General features: G+C 66.2%; 16 protein-coding genes. 8 read left to right on the top strand and 8 right to left on the bottom strand.

Translation table 11 applies throughout. The annotated features are described in order from the left end of the window. Positions 1–3072, top strand: a 3072-nt coding sequence (locus PV764_RS00005) for an efflux RND transporter permease subunit (RefSeq protein ID WP_421115914.1), incomplete at its 5' end; no start/stop codon positions are given. Positions 3073–3102: 30 nt separating this feature from the next. Here PV764_RS00005 and PV764_RS00010 read toward each other — a convergent pair. From PV764_RS00010 to PV764_RS00020, 3 genes are read right to left on the bottom strand one after another with little or no spacing between them, the layout of a single operon-like run. After that, complete coding sequence (locus PV764_RS00010) at positions 3103–3351, bottom strand: hypothetical protein (RefSeq protein WP_019183681.1); 249 nt, start codon at positions 3349–3351, stop codon at positions 3103–3105. Next, positions 3348–4706: a TFIIB-type zinc ribbon-containing protein gene (locus PV764_RS00015; protein ID WP_421115916.1), complete on the bottom strand. Its 1359-nt coding sequence runs from the start codon at positions 4704–4706 to the stop codon at positions 3348–3350. The genes PV764_RS00010 and PV764_RS00015 overlap by 4 nt, the downstream gene beginning before the upstream one ends. 21 nt (positions 4707–4727) lie before the next feature. Next, positions 4728–5867: an SPFH domain-containing protein gene (locus PV764_RS00020; protein WP_421115917.1), complete on the bottom strand. Its 1140-nt coding sequence runs from the start codon at positions 5865–5867 to the stop codon at positions 4728–4730. Positions 5868–6016: 149 nt separating this feature from the next. Here PV764_RS00020 and PV764_RS00025 point away from each other — a divergent pair, with 149 nt between their 5' ends. Next, on the top strand, positions 6017–6643 hold the full coding sequence (locus PV764_RS00025; protein WP_421115918.1) for a sigma-70 family RNA polymerase sigma factor: 627 nt from the start codon (positions 6017–6019) through the stop codon (positions 6641–6643). After that, positions 6640–7314, top strand: a complete 675-nt coding sequence (locus tag PV764_RS00030; RefSeq protein ID WP_019183685.1) for a ChrR family anti-sigma-E factor — start codon at positions 6640–6642, stop codon at positions 7312–7314. The genes PV764_RS00025 and PV764_RS00030 overlap by 4 nt, the downstream gene beginning before the upstream one ends. Here the strand turns inward: PV764_RS00030 and PV764_RS00035 are convergent. Further along, the gene (locus tag PV764_RS00035; protein ID WP_037553275.1) at positions 7304–9091 is read right to left on the bottom strand and encodes a bifunctional diguanylate cyclase/phosphodiesterase; all 1788 of its coding nucleotides are present in this window, start codon (positions 9089–9091) and stop codon (positions 7304–7306) included. The genes PV764_RS00030 and PV764_RS00035 overlap by 11 nt on opposite strands. 122 nt (positions 9092–9213) lie before the next feature. Further along, positions 9214–10800, bottom strand: coding sequence for an SDR family NAD(P)-dependent oxidoreductase (locus PV764_RS00040; protein WP_019183687.1), 1587 nt, complete (start codon positions 10798–10800; stop codon positions 9214–9216). Positions 10801–11011: 211 nt separating this feature from the next. Between PV764_RS00040 and PV764_RS00045 the strand changes: the two genes are divergently transcribed. Continuing rightward, positions 11012–11311, top strand: coding sequence for a hypothetical protein (locus tag PV764_RS00045; protein WP_026069850.1), 300 nt, complete (start codon positions 11012–11014; stop codon positions 11309–11311). Between the two features lie 124 nt (positions 11312–11435). Here the strand turns inward: PV764_RS00045 and PV764_RS00050 are convergent, their stop codons facing one another. Beyond that, a complete protein-coding gene (locus PV764_RS00050; protein ID WP_019183689.1) occupies positions 11436–11630 on the bottom strand; it encodes a hypothetical protein in 195 nt (64 codons plus the stop codon). A gap of 6 nt (positions 11631–11636) precedes the next feature. Next, positions 11637–11882 (bottom strand): hypothetical protein, encoded by a 246-nt coding sequence (locus PV764_RS00055; RefSeq protein WP_026069851.1) that lies wholly within the window; start codon positions 11880–11882, stop codon positions 11637–11639. A 181-nt stretch (positions 11883–12063) separates the two neighbouring features. Here PV764_RS00055 and PV764_RS00060 point away from each other — a divergent pair, with 181 nt between their 5' ends. Genes PV764_RS00060 through PV764_RS00075 form a run of 4 tightly spaced genes read left to right on the top strand, consistent with a single transcriptional unit; the run spans position 12064 to position 16958 of the window. Further along, complete coding sequence (locus PV764_RS00060; protein ID WP_080114841.1) at positions 12064–12609, top strand: sugar dehydrogenase complex small subunit; 546 nt, start codon at positions 12064–12066, stop codon at positions 12607–12609. A 46-nt stretch (positions 12610–12655) separates the two neighbouring features. Then, positions 12656–14296 carry a GMC family oxidoreductase gene (locus tag PV764_RS00065; RefSeq protein ID WP_019183692.1) on the top strand — a complete coding sequence of 547 codons (1641 nt, stop codon included), beginning with the start codon at positions 12656–12658 and terminating at the stop codon, positions 14294–14296. Continuing rightward, positions 14293–15690 carry a cytochrome c gene (locus PV764_RS00070; protein ID WP_019183693.1) on the top strand — a complete coding sequence of 466 codons (1398 nt, stop codon included), beginning with the start codon at positions 14293–14295 and terminating at the stop codon, positions 15688–15690. The genes PV764_RS00065 and PV764_RS00070 overlap by 4 nt, the downstream gene beginning before the upstream one ends. Further along, positions 15687–16958, top strand: coding sequence for a carbohydrate porin (locus tag PV764_RS00075; RefSeq protein ID WP_019183694.1), 1272 nt, complete (start codon positions 15687–15689; stop codon positions 16956–16958). The genes PV764_RS00070 and PV764_RS00075 overlap by 4 nt, the downstream gene beginning before the upstream one ends. A 97-nt stretch (positions 16959–17055) precedes the next feature. Here PV764_RS00075 and PV764_RS00080 read toward each other — a convergent pair whose 3' ends face one another. Continuing rightward, complete coding sequence (locus tag PV764_RS00080) at positions 17056–17460, bottom strand: response regulator (RefSeq protein WP_019183695.1); 405 nt, start codon at positions 17458–17460, stop codon at positions 17056–17058. Positions 17461–17538 lie beyond the last annotated feature (78 nt).

Here is a 17538-nt window from a genome sequence, read left to right on the forward strand (position 1 = left end):
GCGATCATCATCATGCTCGCCGGTGGCCTGGCGGTGCTCAAGCTGCCGGTGTCGATGTACCCGGAAGTGGCGCCGCCCACGCTGACGATCACGGCGATCTACCCGGGGGCGTCAGCCACGGTCATCGAGGAAACGGTCACCAAGGTCATCGAGCAGCACCTCACCGGCCTGGACGGGATGCTGTACTTTTCTTCACAGAGTTACTCCTACGGGGGTTACGCCACCATCAGCATCGTCTTCGAGCCGGGCACGGACCTGGAGACGATCCAGCCACACGTACAGAATCGCGTACAGCGAGCAATGCCCTCGCTGCCCGAGCAGGTGCAGCGACGCGGTGTCAACGTCTCAAAGTCCGGTGCGGACGTGCTGCAGATTCTGGGCTTCGTGTCTGAAGATGGCAGCATGGAGGCCGCCGATGTGGCCGATTACGTAGGCTCGTCCGTGGTGGATGTGATCAGCCGAGTGGAGGGCGTTGGCTTTGTACGCGAGTATGGCGGCAAGTATGCGATGCGCATCTGGCTGGATCCTGCTCGCCTCCACGCCTATCGTTTGACGGTCGATGAGATAGCGCAAGCCATTCGCGCGCAGAACGCGCAGATTGCGCTGGGCGAGATGGGCGGCGCGCCCGGCGTGGAGGCGCAGGCGATGACGGCATTCGTCGACGCAGGATCGCGTTTGTCCAGTGCTGCGCAGTTCCGGGCGATCATCCTGAGGGGGAATCCGGATGGAAGCCAGTTGCGGCTCGGTGATGTGGCCCGCGTTGAACTCGGCGCGGAAAGTTACGATTTCAGCAACCGACTCAATGCACGGCCCGCTGCGGCCATCGGGGTCTACCTGGCTCCGGGGGCCAACGCACTGCGCACGCGCGAGGCGGTAGACAAAGCACTGGAAAGCATGGCCCCGGACATGCCCGCCGGGCTGCGCGTCGTGGTGCCGTATGACTCCGTGCCCTTCGTCAAGGCCTCCATCCGCAGCGTCATCTCCACGCTGCTGGAGGCGATCGTGCTGGTGTTCCTGGTGATCTACCTGTTCCTGCAGAACTTCCGCGCGACCCTGATCCCGACGATCGCGGTGCCGGTGGTGCTGCTGGGCACGTTCGGCATCCTGTCCGCGCTGGGCTTCTCGGTGAACATGCTGACCATGTTCGCGATGGTGCTGGCGATCGGCCTGCTGGTCGATGATGCGATCGTGGTGGTGGAGAATGTCGAGCGGATCATGGCCGAGGAAGGACTTTCTCCGCTGGAGGCCACGCGCAAGTCCATGGGCCAGATCACCGGTGCGCTGGTCGGCATCGGCCTGGTGCTGTCGGCGGTGTTCGTGCCGATGGCCTTCATGAGTGGGGCCACCGGCGTCATCTACCGCCAGTTTTCGGCCACGATCGTCTCAGCCATGGCGCTGTCGGTGCTGGTCGCGGTCGTGATCACCCCAGCGCTCTGCGCAACCCTGCTCAAGCCGGTCAGGACCGGCGGGCATCAGTCACCACCGGCAGGCGCGCTGGCCCGGGCCTTTGGCAGGTTCAACACGGGTTTTGAACGCACCAGCGCCACCTATGAGCGCGGGGTCGCCGGTCTGTTGGCCCGTCCGTGGCGAAGCATGGCGTTGTTCGCACTGTTGTCCGGCGCGATGATCGTGCTGTTCATGCGGCTTCCCTCTTCGTTTCTGCCGACCGAAGACCAGGGAACGCTGGTGGTACTCGTGCAGGGTCCGGCCGGTTCGACATTTGCCCATACCGAGGCAGCGTTGAAAGCGGTGGAAAAGCACTTCCTTGAGGATGATCCGGTGGTCGATGCCCTTCTCACCGTGGTCGGCTTCAGCTACTCGGGCATGGGGCAGAACAACGGGCAGGCCTTCATACGCTTGAAGGACTGGTCCACGAGAGGGGGTGATGACGAGGCGGACAACGTGGCGGAGCGCGCCAGGTCCGCGCTTGCCTCATACCCGGGGGCCACCTTCCACGTGCTGACGCCTGCCGCCATCCCGGCGTTGGGAACGGCCGCAGGATTCAGCTTCTTCCTGCGGGATGGCATTGGCCAGGGCCATGCTGCGCTGTTGGAGGCGCAGGACAGGCTGCTGGCACTGGCGGAGGCCAGTCCGATCCTTGCTGGCATGCGCGCCAATGGGCTGAGCGACATGCCTTCGCTGCAGGTGAATGTGGATGCCGAACGGGTTGCGGCGCTGGGACTGTCGATCGATGAGGTCAACAGCACCCTGGCCACCGCCTGGGGGAGCCGTTATGTAGACGACTTCAACGACCGCGGTCGGCTCAAGCGCGTCTACCTTCAAGCCGATGCGTCGTTCAGGACGAGCCCGGATGACTTCGCACTCTGGTCGGTGAGGAATGCGGCGGGTGAGATGGTGCCGTTCAGCTCGTTTGCTTCGATCGAATGGAGGCATTCTTCACCGAGATTGGAGCGCATCAACGGGATGCCCGCCCGGGAAATCCTCGGGGCCGCGGCCCCAGGGACAGGCTCAGGACGCGCGATCGCCGAAATCGAACGTCTTGCCCAGCAGCTGCCGCCGGGCTTCGGCATCGAATGGACCGGCACGGCACTCCAGGAAAACGGTGCGACGTTGCAGACCCCGCTGCTGTACACGCTGTCACTGCTGATCGTGTTCCTGTGCCTGGCCGCGCTGTATGAAAGCTGGAGCGTGCCGACCGCGGTGCTGCTGGTGGCGCCGCTGGGCATCCTCGGCGCGGTGCTGGCCAACACCTTCCGCGGCATGGAGCGCGACATCTACTTCCAGGTGGCGATGCTGACCACGGTGGGCCTGACCAGCAAGAACGCGATCCTGATCGTGGAGTTCGCAAAGGAAAACCTGGAGAAGGGCGCCGGCCTGATCGAAGCGACGATGCATGCCGTGCGCGACCGTCTGCGCCCGATCATCATGACCTCGCTTGCCTTTGGCCTGGGCGTGCTGCCGCTGGCGCTCGCGTCGGGTGCCGGTTCCGGCGCTCAGCGGGCGATCGGGACTGGCGTACTCGGCGGCATGGTCGTGGGCACGCTGCTGGGTGTGTTCTTCGTCCCGCTGTTCTTCGTCATCGTGCAGCGGGGGTTCAACCGAACGCGTTGATGCCATCGGCAGTCAATGCCGATGGAGGTGTCATCCATCGCGCTGCACCCGCGTTCGGTACGCCGCCACATTGTCACCGCGGATGCGCCGTTCCTGTGTGCCCGTCACCGTATCGACCTTGCGGTCTGAACCGGTGACGGGCTTGGCGTCGATCGCGGTGTCGCGCTCGAACGCGTGGGATTTGTCGGTGTTGCGGTAGTACCGGTACAGCGCCCAGTACAACGCCGTTGCACCGGCGGGACCGGCGGCAAGCAGCCAGAGACCACTGTCATCGCTCATGAGGCAGCTACCAGGAAGAAGAGCACGAGGGCTTCGATGATGGTGCCGGTGGTGAGCGCGGCCAGCAGCAGCTTCCACTGCTGCACCGGCACGCTGCCCATGGTTTCACCGGTGCGGCCGTTCACCGCGATGTAGTGCAGCATGCCGCCATTGCGGCCGGGTTGGTGGTAGGAGTACAGCCACACCGGCAGGTACATCGACACCCAGCGGGTGCCATGCACGTCCACGCGTTCACGTTCCCAGCGTACGCCCCGATCGTAGCGGCGCACCGAGCCTTCCACCTGCGCGCGGGCGATCGACAGCAGCTGGTCTTCCAGCCGTGGGCGCAGCGTCTCGACATCGAGGTTGCGCTTCTCCGAAGTGAAACCGGCCAGGTAGGAGGCGTTCCACTTCAGCGCGTTCTTGGTATCGAACGGCAGGATCGCGTTGATGATGTTGTTGGTATTGCTCTGGATGTCCAGATTGCCGCGTTCGGCGGAGGACTCCAGGGTCAGGTCGTCCACGGTGAAATCGACCTGGCGGTCCACCTGGTACACGTCGGCGTCGTAGTAGGTCTGCTTGTTCTTTTCGGTGCCGCGCGTGTACTGCCGCGTCTGGATTTCACCCTTGCCCGAGACGCTGGCACTGACGTTGCTGTCCACGATCATGTAGGGCAGGTAGACGCCGGTGACGTTTTCCGGCGTGAACTGGTCCTTGAAGGCCTTCAGCGCGAACAGGCGCCGCTTGTCCACGAACTGCCGGATCCGCGCGACCGCGTCGTCCTTGCTGATGCGGAACGGCAGCACCGCATCGGGCACCGCGCCGTTGGCGATCTGTTCGTTGACCCCGAACACGTGGCGGCACCAGTGGCAGCGTGCGGTCATGGTGCTTTCGGTGTTGATGGTGACTTCCGCCCCGCAGCCGGTGCACTTGAAGCTCATCAGGCTGGCGGTGCCAGTGTCGATGTCGCGCGCACCGGACGCGACCACCGTACCGCGAAGCTCGCCGATCCCTTCGCCGAACCCGAACGCTTCCTCGACCCGGTCGCCGTGCCATTCGTGACGGCAGAACTGGCAGACCAGTACATCGGTGCCGAGCTTGAGCCGCACATCGCTGGAGCCGCAGTTCGGGCAGCGGTTGACGCCGTCCTTGAGCTCGGCCGCAGAGGTGTCCAGCGCGGCCGGATCGGGCGCCAGCACTTCATCGCGGATGGGCTGGGGCAGGGTGGCCGGGTCGATCGGGAAACTGCCCGGCACCGGCGGCACCTCCCGGGGCGAGCCTGGGCCGGTGACCGGCGCCGCGGGCGAGGGCGAGGGCGAGGGCGGCAACGGTGGCGGACCCGCCGGGATCGGCGGTGGCATCTTGGGGTCGGACATGGTGTCGGTGCGCTCGGTGTCTTACAGCCCCAGCGCCTTGGCCTTGAGCTTGTCGTAGTCGTCCTGGGTGATCAGGCCGAGGTCCAGCATCTCCTTGGCCTTCTTCAGCTTGGCGACCGGGTCGTCCGCGGCCGGGGTGACCGGCTGCTGCATCCCTCCAACCCCGAGCATGCCCGAGGCCATGCCGACGCCGACCAGGCCGGCGGCACCGCCGTTCTCGCCGGCCGACTGGATGCCCTGGGCCACGCTGGCCTGCAGGTTGGAGTTGCCGCGCGAGCCGGCCAGCGCATCGGCGCGCTGCACGGTCTTGAGCAGTTCACGCGTGTTGGCGTCGTACTCGATCGAGACGATGGCGGTCTTGACGATGGCCAGGCCGCGATCGGACTTCCACTGGTAGCCCTGCTCGACGGCAGCGGACAAGCTCTGCGCGAAGCCCAGCGAGTCCTGCTGCAGCTTGGTGATCCGGTTGCCCTTGCCCGGGTCGTTCGTATACAGGCTGAAGGCCGGGGCCAGCGAGCCCACCACTTCGTTGAACAGCTGGCTGGCGGCGGCGTTGTCCAGATCGGTGAAATCGAACACCTGGCCCGGCTGCAGGTAGCTGGCCGGCACGAAGTTCTTCACGAACAGGATCGGATCGACGATTTTCAGCGTGTACGAGCCGCGCGTGACCGCGCCGACCTGCGTGCCGAGGAAGCCATCGTCCCAGTAGATTTCGGACTGCGTGCCAAAGCGGTTGTCCGGCAGCTCTTTCAGCGAGACGAAGAAGGCCGCCTGCTGCGACCCGGGCTGGCCGCCGAACTTGAAACGTTCCCAGCTCTGCTTGATCAGCGGGCTGACGAAGCCGTCGCCGGCGAAGATCGACTGCGAGTTGGTATCGTCCGAGCGCCATTCATAGCCACCCGGCTCGGCGACGAAACCGGTGATCGCGCCGTCCTGGAACAGCAGCAGGCCGTAGCCTTCGGGCACGACGATCCTCGAGCCGTTGGTGATGATGTTGGAGGAGGCGCTGGTGTTGGAGCCACGCCCGGCATTGGTGCCGCGCGGGACCGCCGCGAACAGCGCTGCCGTGGAGGGCAGGCCCGTCGGCACGGTGTAGAAGTCCTTCCACTGGTCGGCCAGAACACCACCCACTGCACCTGCCACCGCCTGACGAAGACCCATGACCAACTCCCTGTGATTCGTGGCCGGGCACCGTGCCCGCCATGCTCGGCCGACTATATCAGCAGCCAACGCACCTGCATCCAGAACGCCGTTCTGCTCGTACAAGCGCCATGAACCCCAAGTCGCCGATCCCCCGGAAGTGGCCTACCATGGAGGCTGACCCGCCTGTTGCCAGGATGACGCCCTTCGAGGCCGCCCGGATGATTGCCGCCCCCGCTCAATCCACGACGGAAATCAAGACCTGGGCGGCGGAAATGGCGGCGGTGGCCGGCTCGCGCGACCGCGAGTGCTTCCTGCGCATCTACGACCACTTCATGCCGCGTCTGTGCCGCTACCTGGGTGGGTTGGGGGCGGCCGATGGCGTGGCCGAGGATCTTGCCCAGGAAGTGCTGCTCAAACTGTGGAACCGTGCCGACCTGTACGATCCGGCGCGCAGCAGCCTGGGCACGTGGCTGTACCGGGTCGCGCGCAACATGCATATCGACCGCGTGCGCCGGGAACATATCTGGGTGCATGCCCACGAGGTGGTCGAGCAGGCCGCCGAAGGGGCCGACGGGGGCGGCTCGCTGGCCGAGCGCCATACCGAGCACGTCAGGCTCAAGCAGCGGCTGGACGAACTCTCCGCAACGCAGGCCCGTTTGATCCGGATGTCCTACTTCGAAGCCAAAACCCACGCCGAGATCGCCACCGAGCTGCATATGCCACTGGGCACCGTGAAGTCCCATATCCGACGTGCGTTTCTGCAGTTGCAGTCGCTGATGGGAGAGTCGCGATGAATCCTCGTCATCACCTGGACCCGACCACCGTCCTGGGCTTTGCCACCGGAACCCTGGCGCCGGAAATGTCGGTGGTCGCCGCGGCGCACCTGGAAGCCTGCGCCTACTGCCGGAAACAACTGCGCGCGGCCGAACGGGTCGGGGGACTGCTGCTGGAGCAGCAGTTGCCGCCGCCCGGCGCGGAGGATCGCCAGGCCGCGCTTCGGCAGGCCATGCTGGCGCGCCTGGATGCCGCGCCAGCGGAGGATGGCATGCGTGGCCAGACGGCTGTGCGCGGCGCGCCTGCGCACGACCCGGATCAACTGCCGGCGGCGCTGGCGCCACATTTCGGAACGTCCTACCGCTCGCTGAAATGGCGGTGGATGGCGCCGGGTGTCCACTGCATCCGCGCAACGGCGCACCCGTCGTTGATCATGCTGAAAATCGCCCCGGGCAAATGCCTGCCCATGCACAGCCATGGCAGCAGCGAGCTGACTCAGATCCTTCGCGGTGCCTACGATGATTCACTGGGGCATTTCGCCCCCGGCGATGTGGCCGATCTCGACAGCCAGGTCGAGCATCAGCCGGTGACCACCCCCGGGGTGGCGTGCATCTGCGTTTCAGCGCTGGATGCGCCACTGGTCTTCAGCGGATGGTTCGCGCGGAAGCTGCAGCAGGCGTTCAAACTCTGACCGGGCAGGCCGCGATCGCGGCCGCTTCGAACACCTGCATCACCAAGGCCGGGGACATCGGCCGGGCAAGCAGGTAGCCCTGGACTTCGTCGACCCCCATCGCAGCCAGCACCTCCACCTGCGCCTGTTGCTCGACTCCCTCGGCCACGGTGAGGTAGCCCAGCTCATGCGCCAGATGATGGATGGCCGAGACCTTGGCGCGCGCCCGGGGATTGATGGCGATGCCATCGATCAACGATTTGTCCAGCTTCACGGTGTGGATGGGAAGATCGGACAGATAGCTGAAATTGCTGTAGCCGCTGCCGAAGTCGTCGATCGCCACAGTGATGCCGGCCTGCGCCATCGCTGCGATATGGCCGATGGCCGGGGAGCCCGGACGCAGCCATTCGCCCTCGGTGATCTCCAGCTCGATCATCGAGAACGACAGCGCCCTGTGCTCGAGTTTGCTGCGGATGTCGTGCCATGCCGAGGCGTTGGACAGATAACTGCTGGAGAGGTTGATCGAGACCGGAATATCCAGCCCTTGGGCGCGCCACGCCTGGACCTGATCGAGCGCGGTGTCGAGCACCCAGTTGGTCACCTCATCCATCAGGGCGGTCCGCTCGAAGACCGGAATGAACTCGGCCGGGCTGATCGACCCCAGGGTGGGGTGGGTCCAGCGGATCAGGGCTTCGGCCGAGACCGGGCGCCGGCCGTCCAGGGTGAAGCGGGGCTGGTAATCCAGGTGGAAATCGCCGGCCTGCAGCCCGCGTTCGGCATCGGAGGCCAGGCGGTAGGCGCGGTGCATCTTTTCGTCGCGCTGTTCGGAGTACCAGCAGAACGGCCGCCGTGCGTCGAACGCACCGTGCATGCTGACCAGCAGCCGCCGCAGCAGGTCGTGGCTGTCTTCTTCGCCGGGTTCGACGGCGCAGATGCCGGCATGGAAGCGTGGCGACATCGGCACTGCCGCGGCCATCAGCGGGCGCAGCATGCGCGTTCTCAATTCCAGGATCAGCGCCTCCACCTGGGCTGCGGCCGGCATCTCGACCACAAAGGCAAACCGCGTCACCCCCACGTGGTACACCGTGGCCACGCCCTCCAGCGCGGCACGCAGGCGGACGCCGGCGCGCCGGATCAAGGCCTCCAGCGGCCGCAGGCCCAGCACCTGGCCCACCTGGTTGGCGCGTGGAATGTCGAGGATGTCCACCGCGACGGCGTAGGCCGTTCCTTCAGTGCAACGCGCCAGGATGCCGGGCAGATCCGCATGCAGCTGGTGCCGGCTCGGCAGGCCGCTGACCGGGTCCAGCCGACCGGACATCGCACGCAGCTCCAGCTGTGCGACGACCAGTTCGGCCAGGGTGGCCAGCTGATCCTGATCACCCTCGTTGAACGTGCGCGGGCGTGTGTCCATGACGCACAGGGCACCGATGGCGACCCCGTTCTTTGCCACCAGCGGTGCGCCCGCGTAGAAGCGCAGATGCGGGCTGTCGGTGACCAGCGGGTTGTCGCGGAAGCGGGGGTCCTGGCGGAGATCCGGAACCACCAGCACGCCATCGGCGGTGACGGCGTGGGCGCAGATCGAGGCGCGGATGTCGGTCTGCGCCATGGGCAGGCCGATCCGGGAAAGGAAGCGCTGCTTCACATCCCCGAGGATCGAGACGAATGCCACCGGGGCATTGAAGGTATAACCGGCCAGCGCGGTGAGCCTGTCCAGTGCAGGCAGGGACGCCAGACCGTCGACCTGCATGGCACTGAGGACCGCGCTGCGTTCGTCGCGTTGTGAGGTGGGGGGGCTCATCGTGATTCGACTGGGGGTGGAGGCCACGGCCGAAGCCGGAAAAGTGGGCCTCCTGTCCCTTGCCGCTCGAACCGGCGGCGTTCCTTCCAGGCTATACGTACGACACACGCAGCTGGATGCAGTTACCAGTCGGTGGGCGCGTAGTCCTTCAGGAACTGACCCCAGACGTGCTCACCGGTGTTGATGCCGTGGATGATCGGGTCGACGATGCGGGCGGCGCCGTCGACGATATCCAGCGGCGGATGGAAGCGCTCTTCCTTCACTTTCTTGGCCGCGATATCCGCCGGATCCTCGTCGGTCACCCAGCCGGTGTCGACGCTGTTCATGTGGATGCCGTCGTTCTGGTAATCCGCCGCCGAGGTGCGCGTCATCATGTTCAGCGCAGCCTTGGCCATGTTGGTGTGCGGGTGGCGGGTGGTCTTGAAGTTGCGGTAGAACTGCCCCTCCATCGCCGAAACGTTGACGATGTGCTTGTCACGCTCGGGCGTGCGCAGCATCAGCGGCTTCAGGCGCGCATTGATGATGAACGGTGCGATGGCGTTGACCAGCTGGGTTTCCAGCAGCTCCACCGAGGGCACTTCGGCCATCAGCATGCGCCAGGAGTTGCGCCCGCGCAGATCCACCTGCTGCAGGTCCTGGTCCAGGCGACCGTCCGGGAACAGATGCTGCTGCGCCACCAGCTCATCGTCCAGCAGCGGCACCTGCGACAGCTCGGCGGCACGGGTCAGGCCGTTGGCGGCATTGAAGTCGCGGCCCTGGACCACCGGCAGCCCGGCCGAGGCGGTGGTGCCGAGCAGTTCGGCGCTGCGCAGGCCTTCGTAATCGCCGATCAGCTTGCGCAGCGTGTCCGGTACCTCGTGCAGCGGCGCGGTTTCACCGGCCATCATGTGCGCATAGAACTGCGGCGGGCGGCGCACGGTCTGGCAGGCGTTGTTGATGATGAAATCCAGGCGCGGGCGGGTGGCCAGCAGTTCGCTGCAGAAGGCCTCCACGCTGGGGGTGTGGCGCAGGTCCAGGCCGTACACCTGCAGGCGGTGGCCCCATTCGGCGAAGTCGGGCTCTTCGGCGTAGCGCGCGGCCGAGTCACGCGGGAAGCGCGTGGTCACGATCAGCTCGGCGCCGGCGCGCAGCAGCTTGAGTCCAGCCTGGTAGCCGATCTTGACCCGGCCACCGGTCAGCAGCGCGACGCGCCCGCTCAGGTCGGCGGTTTCGGTGCGCTTGAAGAAGTTCAGCTCGGCACAGGCCGGGCACATCTGGTCGTAGAAATGGTGCAGCTGGGTGAACTTCTGCTTGCACACATAGCAGTGGCGCAGCTCCGGGGAATGCACCGGCTCCGGCGCGGCGGCGGCATTCTCGCCATTGGAGGCGTCATGCAGGCCGGCGGCATGGGGCGGGAAGTAATTCGGGGTGCTGAACACGGGCTTGCGGCGCAGGGCGCGGATGCCGGTCTGCTCCAGCAGTGCCTCGGCCTTGGCCACCTTTTCCTGGTGCCGGGCCTTGGCCTGCTGTTTCAGCTTCGCCCGCCGCGCCTTGGGCTCGGGGTGGTAGACCTTGGCCACCACCTGGTGCAGGCGGGTGCGGTCGGCGTCGGGCAGCGTATCGAGCACGCTGCGGTCGGCTTCGATGGCCTCCAGCAGGTCCAGCGCGGCGCGCAGCCGGTCGGTCAGGGGCAGGTCGTCGTCGGCAAGGGGCAGGGCGGTGGTATTCAATTCGGGTCCGGAAAAAGCAGCAGGAAGACAGGCAGGCGGGCGCCGCGCGGTGGCCCCCGACGGGGCATGCGCCGGCAGGCCGGGGCAAACGATGGGCGGCTATTGTCCCTGATCCTGGGATTTGGTGCTGAGCGGCGCCCGTCCCTGGCTCCACATCCGCTCCACACCGCGCCCCATAGAGTGGCCTCCACTCAATCGATGGCCCTTCCCCGTGAGCCTGCAGACCTCCGTGTCCCTTCCGCTTCCCCGGCGCCCGTTGCCGGACAGTTGCCACTTCGAGCTGCTGGATGTGAGCGCCCTGCAGGACCCGGGCAGCGGCCGTATCGTGCATCTGTACTCGATGGTGGCGCGGTGCCTGTCCTGTGAGGTGGTGTTCAACGCCCGGGAAGGGGAAGGATTCGTGAGCACCTCGGGGGCGCGCCTGCTGCGCTGCCCCACCGGCTGCGGCGAGCAGTCCCTGACGGGGGCCGCATTGCGCCAGTGGCGTGCGGCGGGCGTGTGCGGCACCTGATCCGATCCGGGCAGCCGCATGAGCATGCGGACACGCCGTCGCAGGGTGCAGATCTGCCGGCCGATGAGCACGCCAGATCCAAGGACAACGTCCAGCCCTGATCGGGCACGAACGCCGCGCTCGCTCAGCCTGACGCGAGCGAGGCCTGCAGCGCAGTGGCCAGCGCGGCGTCACCATTCACCAGTTCGGCCCACTTCAGGGTGAGGCCATTCCGTTTTCCCTTCGGCACCAGCTTCAGGCCGTCGGGATCGATGGTCAGCGTGTACGCCTGGTCGCCGATCTGGACCTCCCGGCGCACCGGTTTATCGAGTGGGGTCATGGGGGATCACGGCTTCGGCGGGGATTCGCGCTTCGGCTCCGCGCTGGTCCCGGTGCCGTGCCCGGAGTCCTGCGTCTCGGAGGCGGCCGTTCCACTACCGCCACCGGGCACGTTGCGCGACGTATCGCCCGCGGCCCGGGCGGTGGCAGGCTGCTCGATCGTATCGGCGTGCTTGCCTTGATCAGTGTGCTCGGCCTGGCTGCAGGCAGACAGCGCCATCGTGGCAAGGGCGGTGAGCAACAAGGTGCGCATGACGATTCTCCGGGAGTGATACCACTCCGGTTTGTAACGCTGAGGCTGTTGCTGATCCGTGATCACCTCGTTGATCACTCTGTGACGACAGCGGCATGGAGTACCCTTGCCGCCGTCGATGCTTAGCCGTTCCGTGGTCTGCGGGCGGGGAGCCGGCGTGTTACGGAGCAGAGTAGACATCATGAGTATTCCCGAGGGAGTGGACGAGAACCGGCATAGGCACGGCCTCACACGACGAGGCTTCCTTCTTGCGGTTGGTTCGGTTTCGCTGCTCGCGGCCTGTCGTGATAAGGCGCCTGCGGTGGCAACGCCCGCCGCAGCAGCGCCGGCGGCCAGGACCGATACCGCCTTCCTCTCGCTGTCCCGCGCCCTGACCGACAAGAACGACCTCGACCCGGCCACGGCCGAACGGATCGAAAAGGCGTTCGCCACCCTGCAGCCCGACCTGCATGCGCAGTTCCCCGCCCTGGTCACGCTGGCCGGGCAGGTGAGCGGTGCCACGGCGCTGGTCGCCGCCGCCGGCGAGGCCCAGCCCGCGGCGCTTGCCATCATCACTGCTTGGTATACCGGCACGGTGGGCAAAGGCGTCCACGCCGTGACCGTGTCCTATCGCGATGCGCTGATGCAGCGCTGCGTGGACGATGGCCTTTCGCCACCGACCTATGTCCAGGGCGGACCCGCCTGGTGGACCGCTGCGCCGCCGGCCCCGATTCGAGCCCACGCATAAGCCTGCGCGGTTCTCTTTTCCCTGTTACTGATCTGGAATCCCTCTCATGAAAGCTCCGGTTTTCCGTGATGGCGACGTCGATGCCGACGTCGTGATCGTCGGCTCGGGCGTCGTCGGTGCATTGATCGCCCACCAGCTGGTGCGCGCCGGCAAATCGGTCCTGGTCCTCGAGGCCGGGCCCCGCTTGAACCGCTCCGATGTGGTCGAGAACTGGCGCAACGTCAGTTTCGAGCGCCGTATCGGCAGCGACTTCCAGGGGCCATTCCCGCAATCGAAATTCGCGACGGCGCCGCTGTATTTCCCCGCCAACGACTACGTCGGGCTGACCGGGCCCGATGCCAGCAGCTTCCATCAGGGCTTCATCAAGGCCGTCGGCGGCACCACCTGGCACTGGGCGGCGTCGTGCTGGCGCCATCTCCCGGTCGACTTCAAGATGCAATCGGCCTATGGCGTCGGTCGCGATTGGCCGATCAGTTACGAGGACATCGAGCCGTACTACTGCCGTGCCGAGGAGGCCATGGGCGTGTCCGGGCCGAACGACCCGGCGCAGCAGAGCCCCTCGGAGCGGTCGAAGCCCTACCTGGCCGACATGATTCCGTGGGGCAACGGCGACAAGGTGTTCGCCGAGGTGGTCAATCCGCATGGCTACAACCTGGTGCCGATTCCGCAGGGGCGCATGATCAAGCCGTGGAATGACCGGCCTGCCTGCTGCGGCAACAACAACTGCCAGCCGATCTGCCCGATCGGGGCGATGTACAACGGCGTGCATACCGTGCAGGCCGCCGAGGCGCTGGGTGCCAAGGTATTGGCCGAATCGGTGGCGTACAGGATCGATACCGACGACCAGAACCGTGTCACCGCGATCCACTGGTATGACAGCGACAAGGTGAGCCACAAGGCCACCGGCCGCAGTTTCGTGATCGCCTGCAACGCGCTGGAAACACCGCGCCTGTTGCTGCTGGCCGCCAACGAACAGAACCCGAACGGCATTGCCAATTCCTCCGACCAGGTCGGCCGCAACATGCTGGACCACTCCGGCTTCCACTGCTCCTTCATTGCCGACCGGCCGATCTGGCTGGGACGTGGTCCGGCGCAGTCCAGCTGCATGGTCGGGCCACGCGACGGGGCGTTCCGCTCGGAGTACTCGGCGACCAAGATCATCCTCAACAACATCAGCCGCGTGGCGATCGCCACCGACCAGGCCTTGAAGATGGGGCTGGCCGGTGAGGCACTGGATGCGGAGATCCGCCGCCGTTCGATCTACGGGGTGGACCTGTCGATCAGCCTGGAGCCGCTGCCGGATCCGAGCAACCGCCTGACGCTCTCCAAGACCCGCGTCGATGGTCATGGCCTGGCCTGCCCGGACATCCATTACTCGCTGGGCGATTACGCGCGCAAGGGCTACGACAAGTCCTGCGAGCAGCTGCGGCACATCGGCAAGCTCTTCAATGCCGAAGAGTTCGTCATCACCACGGCGCTCAACGCCAACAACCACATCATGGGCTCGACCATCATGGGTGCCGACCCCCGGGATTCCGTGGTCGACGGCGACTGCCGCGCGCATGACCACCCGAACCTGTGGCTGCCGGGTGGCAGCGCGATGGTCTCGGCCAGCGTCGTCAACAGCACCCTGACCATGGCTGCGCTGGCGCTGCGCGCGGCCGATGCGATCGAGCGTGCCGCATGAAGACCTTCCTCCTCATCGCGTTCGGCCTGCTGGCCGGGGGCAGCCAGGTTGCACGCGCCGACGAGACGGTCGAGCGCGGTCGCTACCTGTCCGTGGCCGCCGATTGTGTGGCCTGCCATACCAGCCCGAAGCAGGGCAAGCCGTATGCGGGCGGTTATGCGATCGCCTCGCCACTGGGCGAGATCTGGGCCAGCAATATCACCCCGTCCAAGAGCCATGGCATCGGCAACTACACGGAAGGCGATTTCGCCAAGGCGGTGCGCGAGGGCGTGCGCAAGGACGGCGCGCATCTGTATCCGGCGATGCCCTACACCTCGTACGCGAAACTGACCGACGAGGACATCCACGCACTGTACGTCTATTTCATGCAGGCCGTCGCGCCGGTCGATGAAGAGGCGCAGACCACCGAGCTGCCGTTCCCCTTCAGCGTCCGCTCGTCCATGGCGGTGTGGAATCTGCTGTTCCTGGACAAGACGCCCTTCAAACCTGATCCGGCGCAGAGCGCGCAGTGGAATCGCGGCGCCTATCTGGTGGAAGGGCTGGCGCACTGCTCCAGCTGCCACAGCCCGCGCGGGTTAATGATGCAGGAAGTGGGTGGCAAAGCCTTCGCCGGCGGTTCGTTGGGTGACTGGTATGCCCCCAACATCACCTCCCATCCGATCAGCGGCATCGGCGGCTGGAGCGATGACGAACTGGCCCGATACCTCAAGACCGGCCGGGTGGAGGGCAAGGGACAGGCCGGCGGCGGCATGGCCGAAGCGGTGACCAACAGCCTCTCCAAGCTGCGCGATGAAGACATCAGCGCCATCGTGACCTATCTGCGGACCGTGCCTGCGGTGGCCGACAAGGACGCCACCCGCGCCGCCTTCGCCTGGGGCGATGCCGCCAAGGCGCCCGGTGAGCAGCTGGTGCGCGGCACGGACGCGCCGATCACCTCCGGTGCGGTGCTGTATTCCGGCCTGTGCGCCAGCTGCCACGGGCCGCAGGGCGAGGGCAGCAAGGACGGCTATTACCCGTCGCTGGTGCACAACAGCACCGTCGGCATGACCCGGCCCCAGAACCTGGTGGCCACCATCATCGGCGGCATCGACCGCGAGGTGGATGGCCAGCATGTGCTGATGCCGCATTTCTCCGAGGGCTCTTACGTCCAGGCGTTGAGCGATGCCGATATCGCCGCCGTTGCGACATATGTACGGACCAACTTCGGCCCCGGTGATCAGGTGACGGAAGCGCAGGTCGCGCTGATCCGCGACGGCGGTGAGAAGCCCTTGCTGGCGAAGATCGCACGCCTGTGGCTGCCGCTGCTCATCCTCGGGCTTGCGGCGTTCGTGTTGGTGATCGCGATGGTGCGACGCGCCTGGAAGAAACGAAGGCTGCGGAGGGCCTCAGCATGAAATACACCCCCTGTCTGATCACCCTTGGTCTGTTGGCGGCCGCGACCAGCGTACCGGCCTGGGCGGACGACGCCGAGGCGCCCAAGCCGAAACCGGTGGATACCATCGCCCAGACACCGCTGAGCGCGGCGTGGGCGGCCCGGATATGGCTGCAGGACCGCGGCGTGACCCCGAGCGCCCGGATCGTGGTCGCCACCGGCGTCAACAGCGACGGCTACAAAGGCACTGGCTGGTCCACCGCCGAGCACGTCGACATCGGCGCGATGATCGACACCGGCAAGGCCTTCGGTGTTGACGGCACGATGCGCGTGGTCTTTTCCGACCGCTTCGGCAACGCGGTCAACGACCGCTCCACCGGCTCCTACGTGCAGAACCAGGCCTTCTACGGGCAGGGCCAGAACCTGCGTTTCAATGAACTCTCCTACGAGCGCTGGCTGCTGGACAAGCGCTTGAGCCTGAAGGGCGGCTTCTACTCGATGGGCAACGACTTCGGTGGTCTGCCCTATACCTGCAATTTCAACAACAACGGCCAGTGCGGCCACCCGCTGGGGCCGATCTACAGTTCCGGCTGGCTCGACAACCCGACCGGCCAGTGGGGCCTTCGGGTGAAATGGGCCGACCCTTCCGGCTGGTACGCCCAGACCGGCATCTATGACGTCGTGCCGATGCGCAAGCAGGCCGGCAGCGGCTTCCGGGTGTCCGACCGTGGCAAGACCGGTCTGTTCCTGCCTGTCGAAGTGGGCTACAGCCACGGCAACACCGGCGCGCATTACGGCGGCACCTACAAGGTGGGCTACTACCTGGACACCTCCAACGCCGACGATATCGGCAATCCGGCGGCGCCACGTGCCTCCCATCGCAGCGGCTCCTACATCCAGCTGGCGCAGCGCGTGCTCAAACCCGAAGGCGACACCGTGCGCGGGGTGTCGGTATTTGGCGTGGCCACGCGCGCGGATGCAAAGACCGGCCTGATGCGTTACTCGTGGGAGGCCGGCCTGAGTTGGCGCGGTGTCGTGGCCTCGCGCGAAGACGACGTGCTCAGTCTCGCCTGGACCCGGCTGGACATCTCCGACCGCCTCGCCCAGTACCAGCGCATTACCGGCAAGGACGTGCAGAGCAACGAGCAGTTCGTCGAGCTGAACTACGGCGTGCAGGTCACCCCGTGGCTGATCCTGCGGCCCGCGGTGCAGTACGTCGCGCGGCCGGGTGCGTATGACAGCCGCCCGGACAGCTGGGTGTTCACGCTGCAGGCGCAGGCGACGCTTTGAGGGGGGGGCACAGGGCGCCCGTAATGCAGGCGCTCTGTCCCGGGACCATGCGACCGCGCGGTCGGTGCGGTCGCGACGCTGCGTCGTCGCTGGGGCTCTAGGCCTGCTGTGCGTTGCCCGTTTTCCCCGGTCCTGTGGCCAGCGCTTCTGCCACCCGTTGCTGCAACACGCGGATGTCAAAGGGCTTGGACACGAACGGCACCCGTTGATGGGCGCGTGGCACTATCTGGTGATAGACCGCGGAGGCGAACAGGAAGGGGGTGCCGGTGGCGGCCAGTCGGTCGGCCACGGGGAAGACCGATCCGTCGCGAAGCTCCACGTCGAGGATGGCCGCATCGAATCGTTGGCCGGTGAGGGCGCTGAGCGCATCCGTCACGGAATCAGCGGTGACCGCCGTATGACCTGCCTCCTGCAGCACTTCGATGAACAACCGGGAGAGCTCGGCTTCGTCTTCAACAACCAGTACGGTACGGCCTGTAGGTACAACAGTGGAACGGTTCATGGGGGTGGGACAGAAGAAGAGGCCTCCATGGTGTGCCTGCACGCGTCAAGGACGAGGGAAGGGCCGTTGCCTGTCCGT

Source organism: Stenotrophomonas sp. AS1, from assembly GCF_048957655.1.
GTDB classification, from domain to species: Bacteria; Pseudomonadota; Gammaproteobacteria; order Xanthomonadales; family Xanthomonadaceae; genus Stenotrophomonas; species Stenotrophomonas bentonitica_A.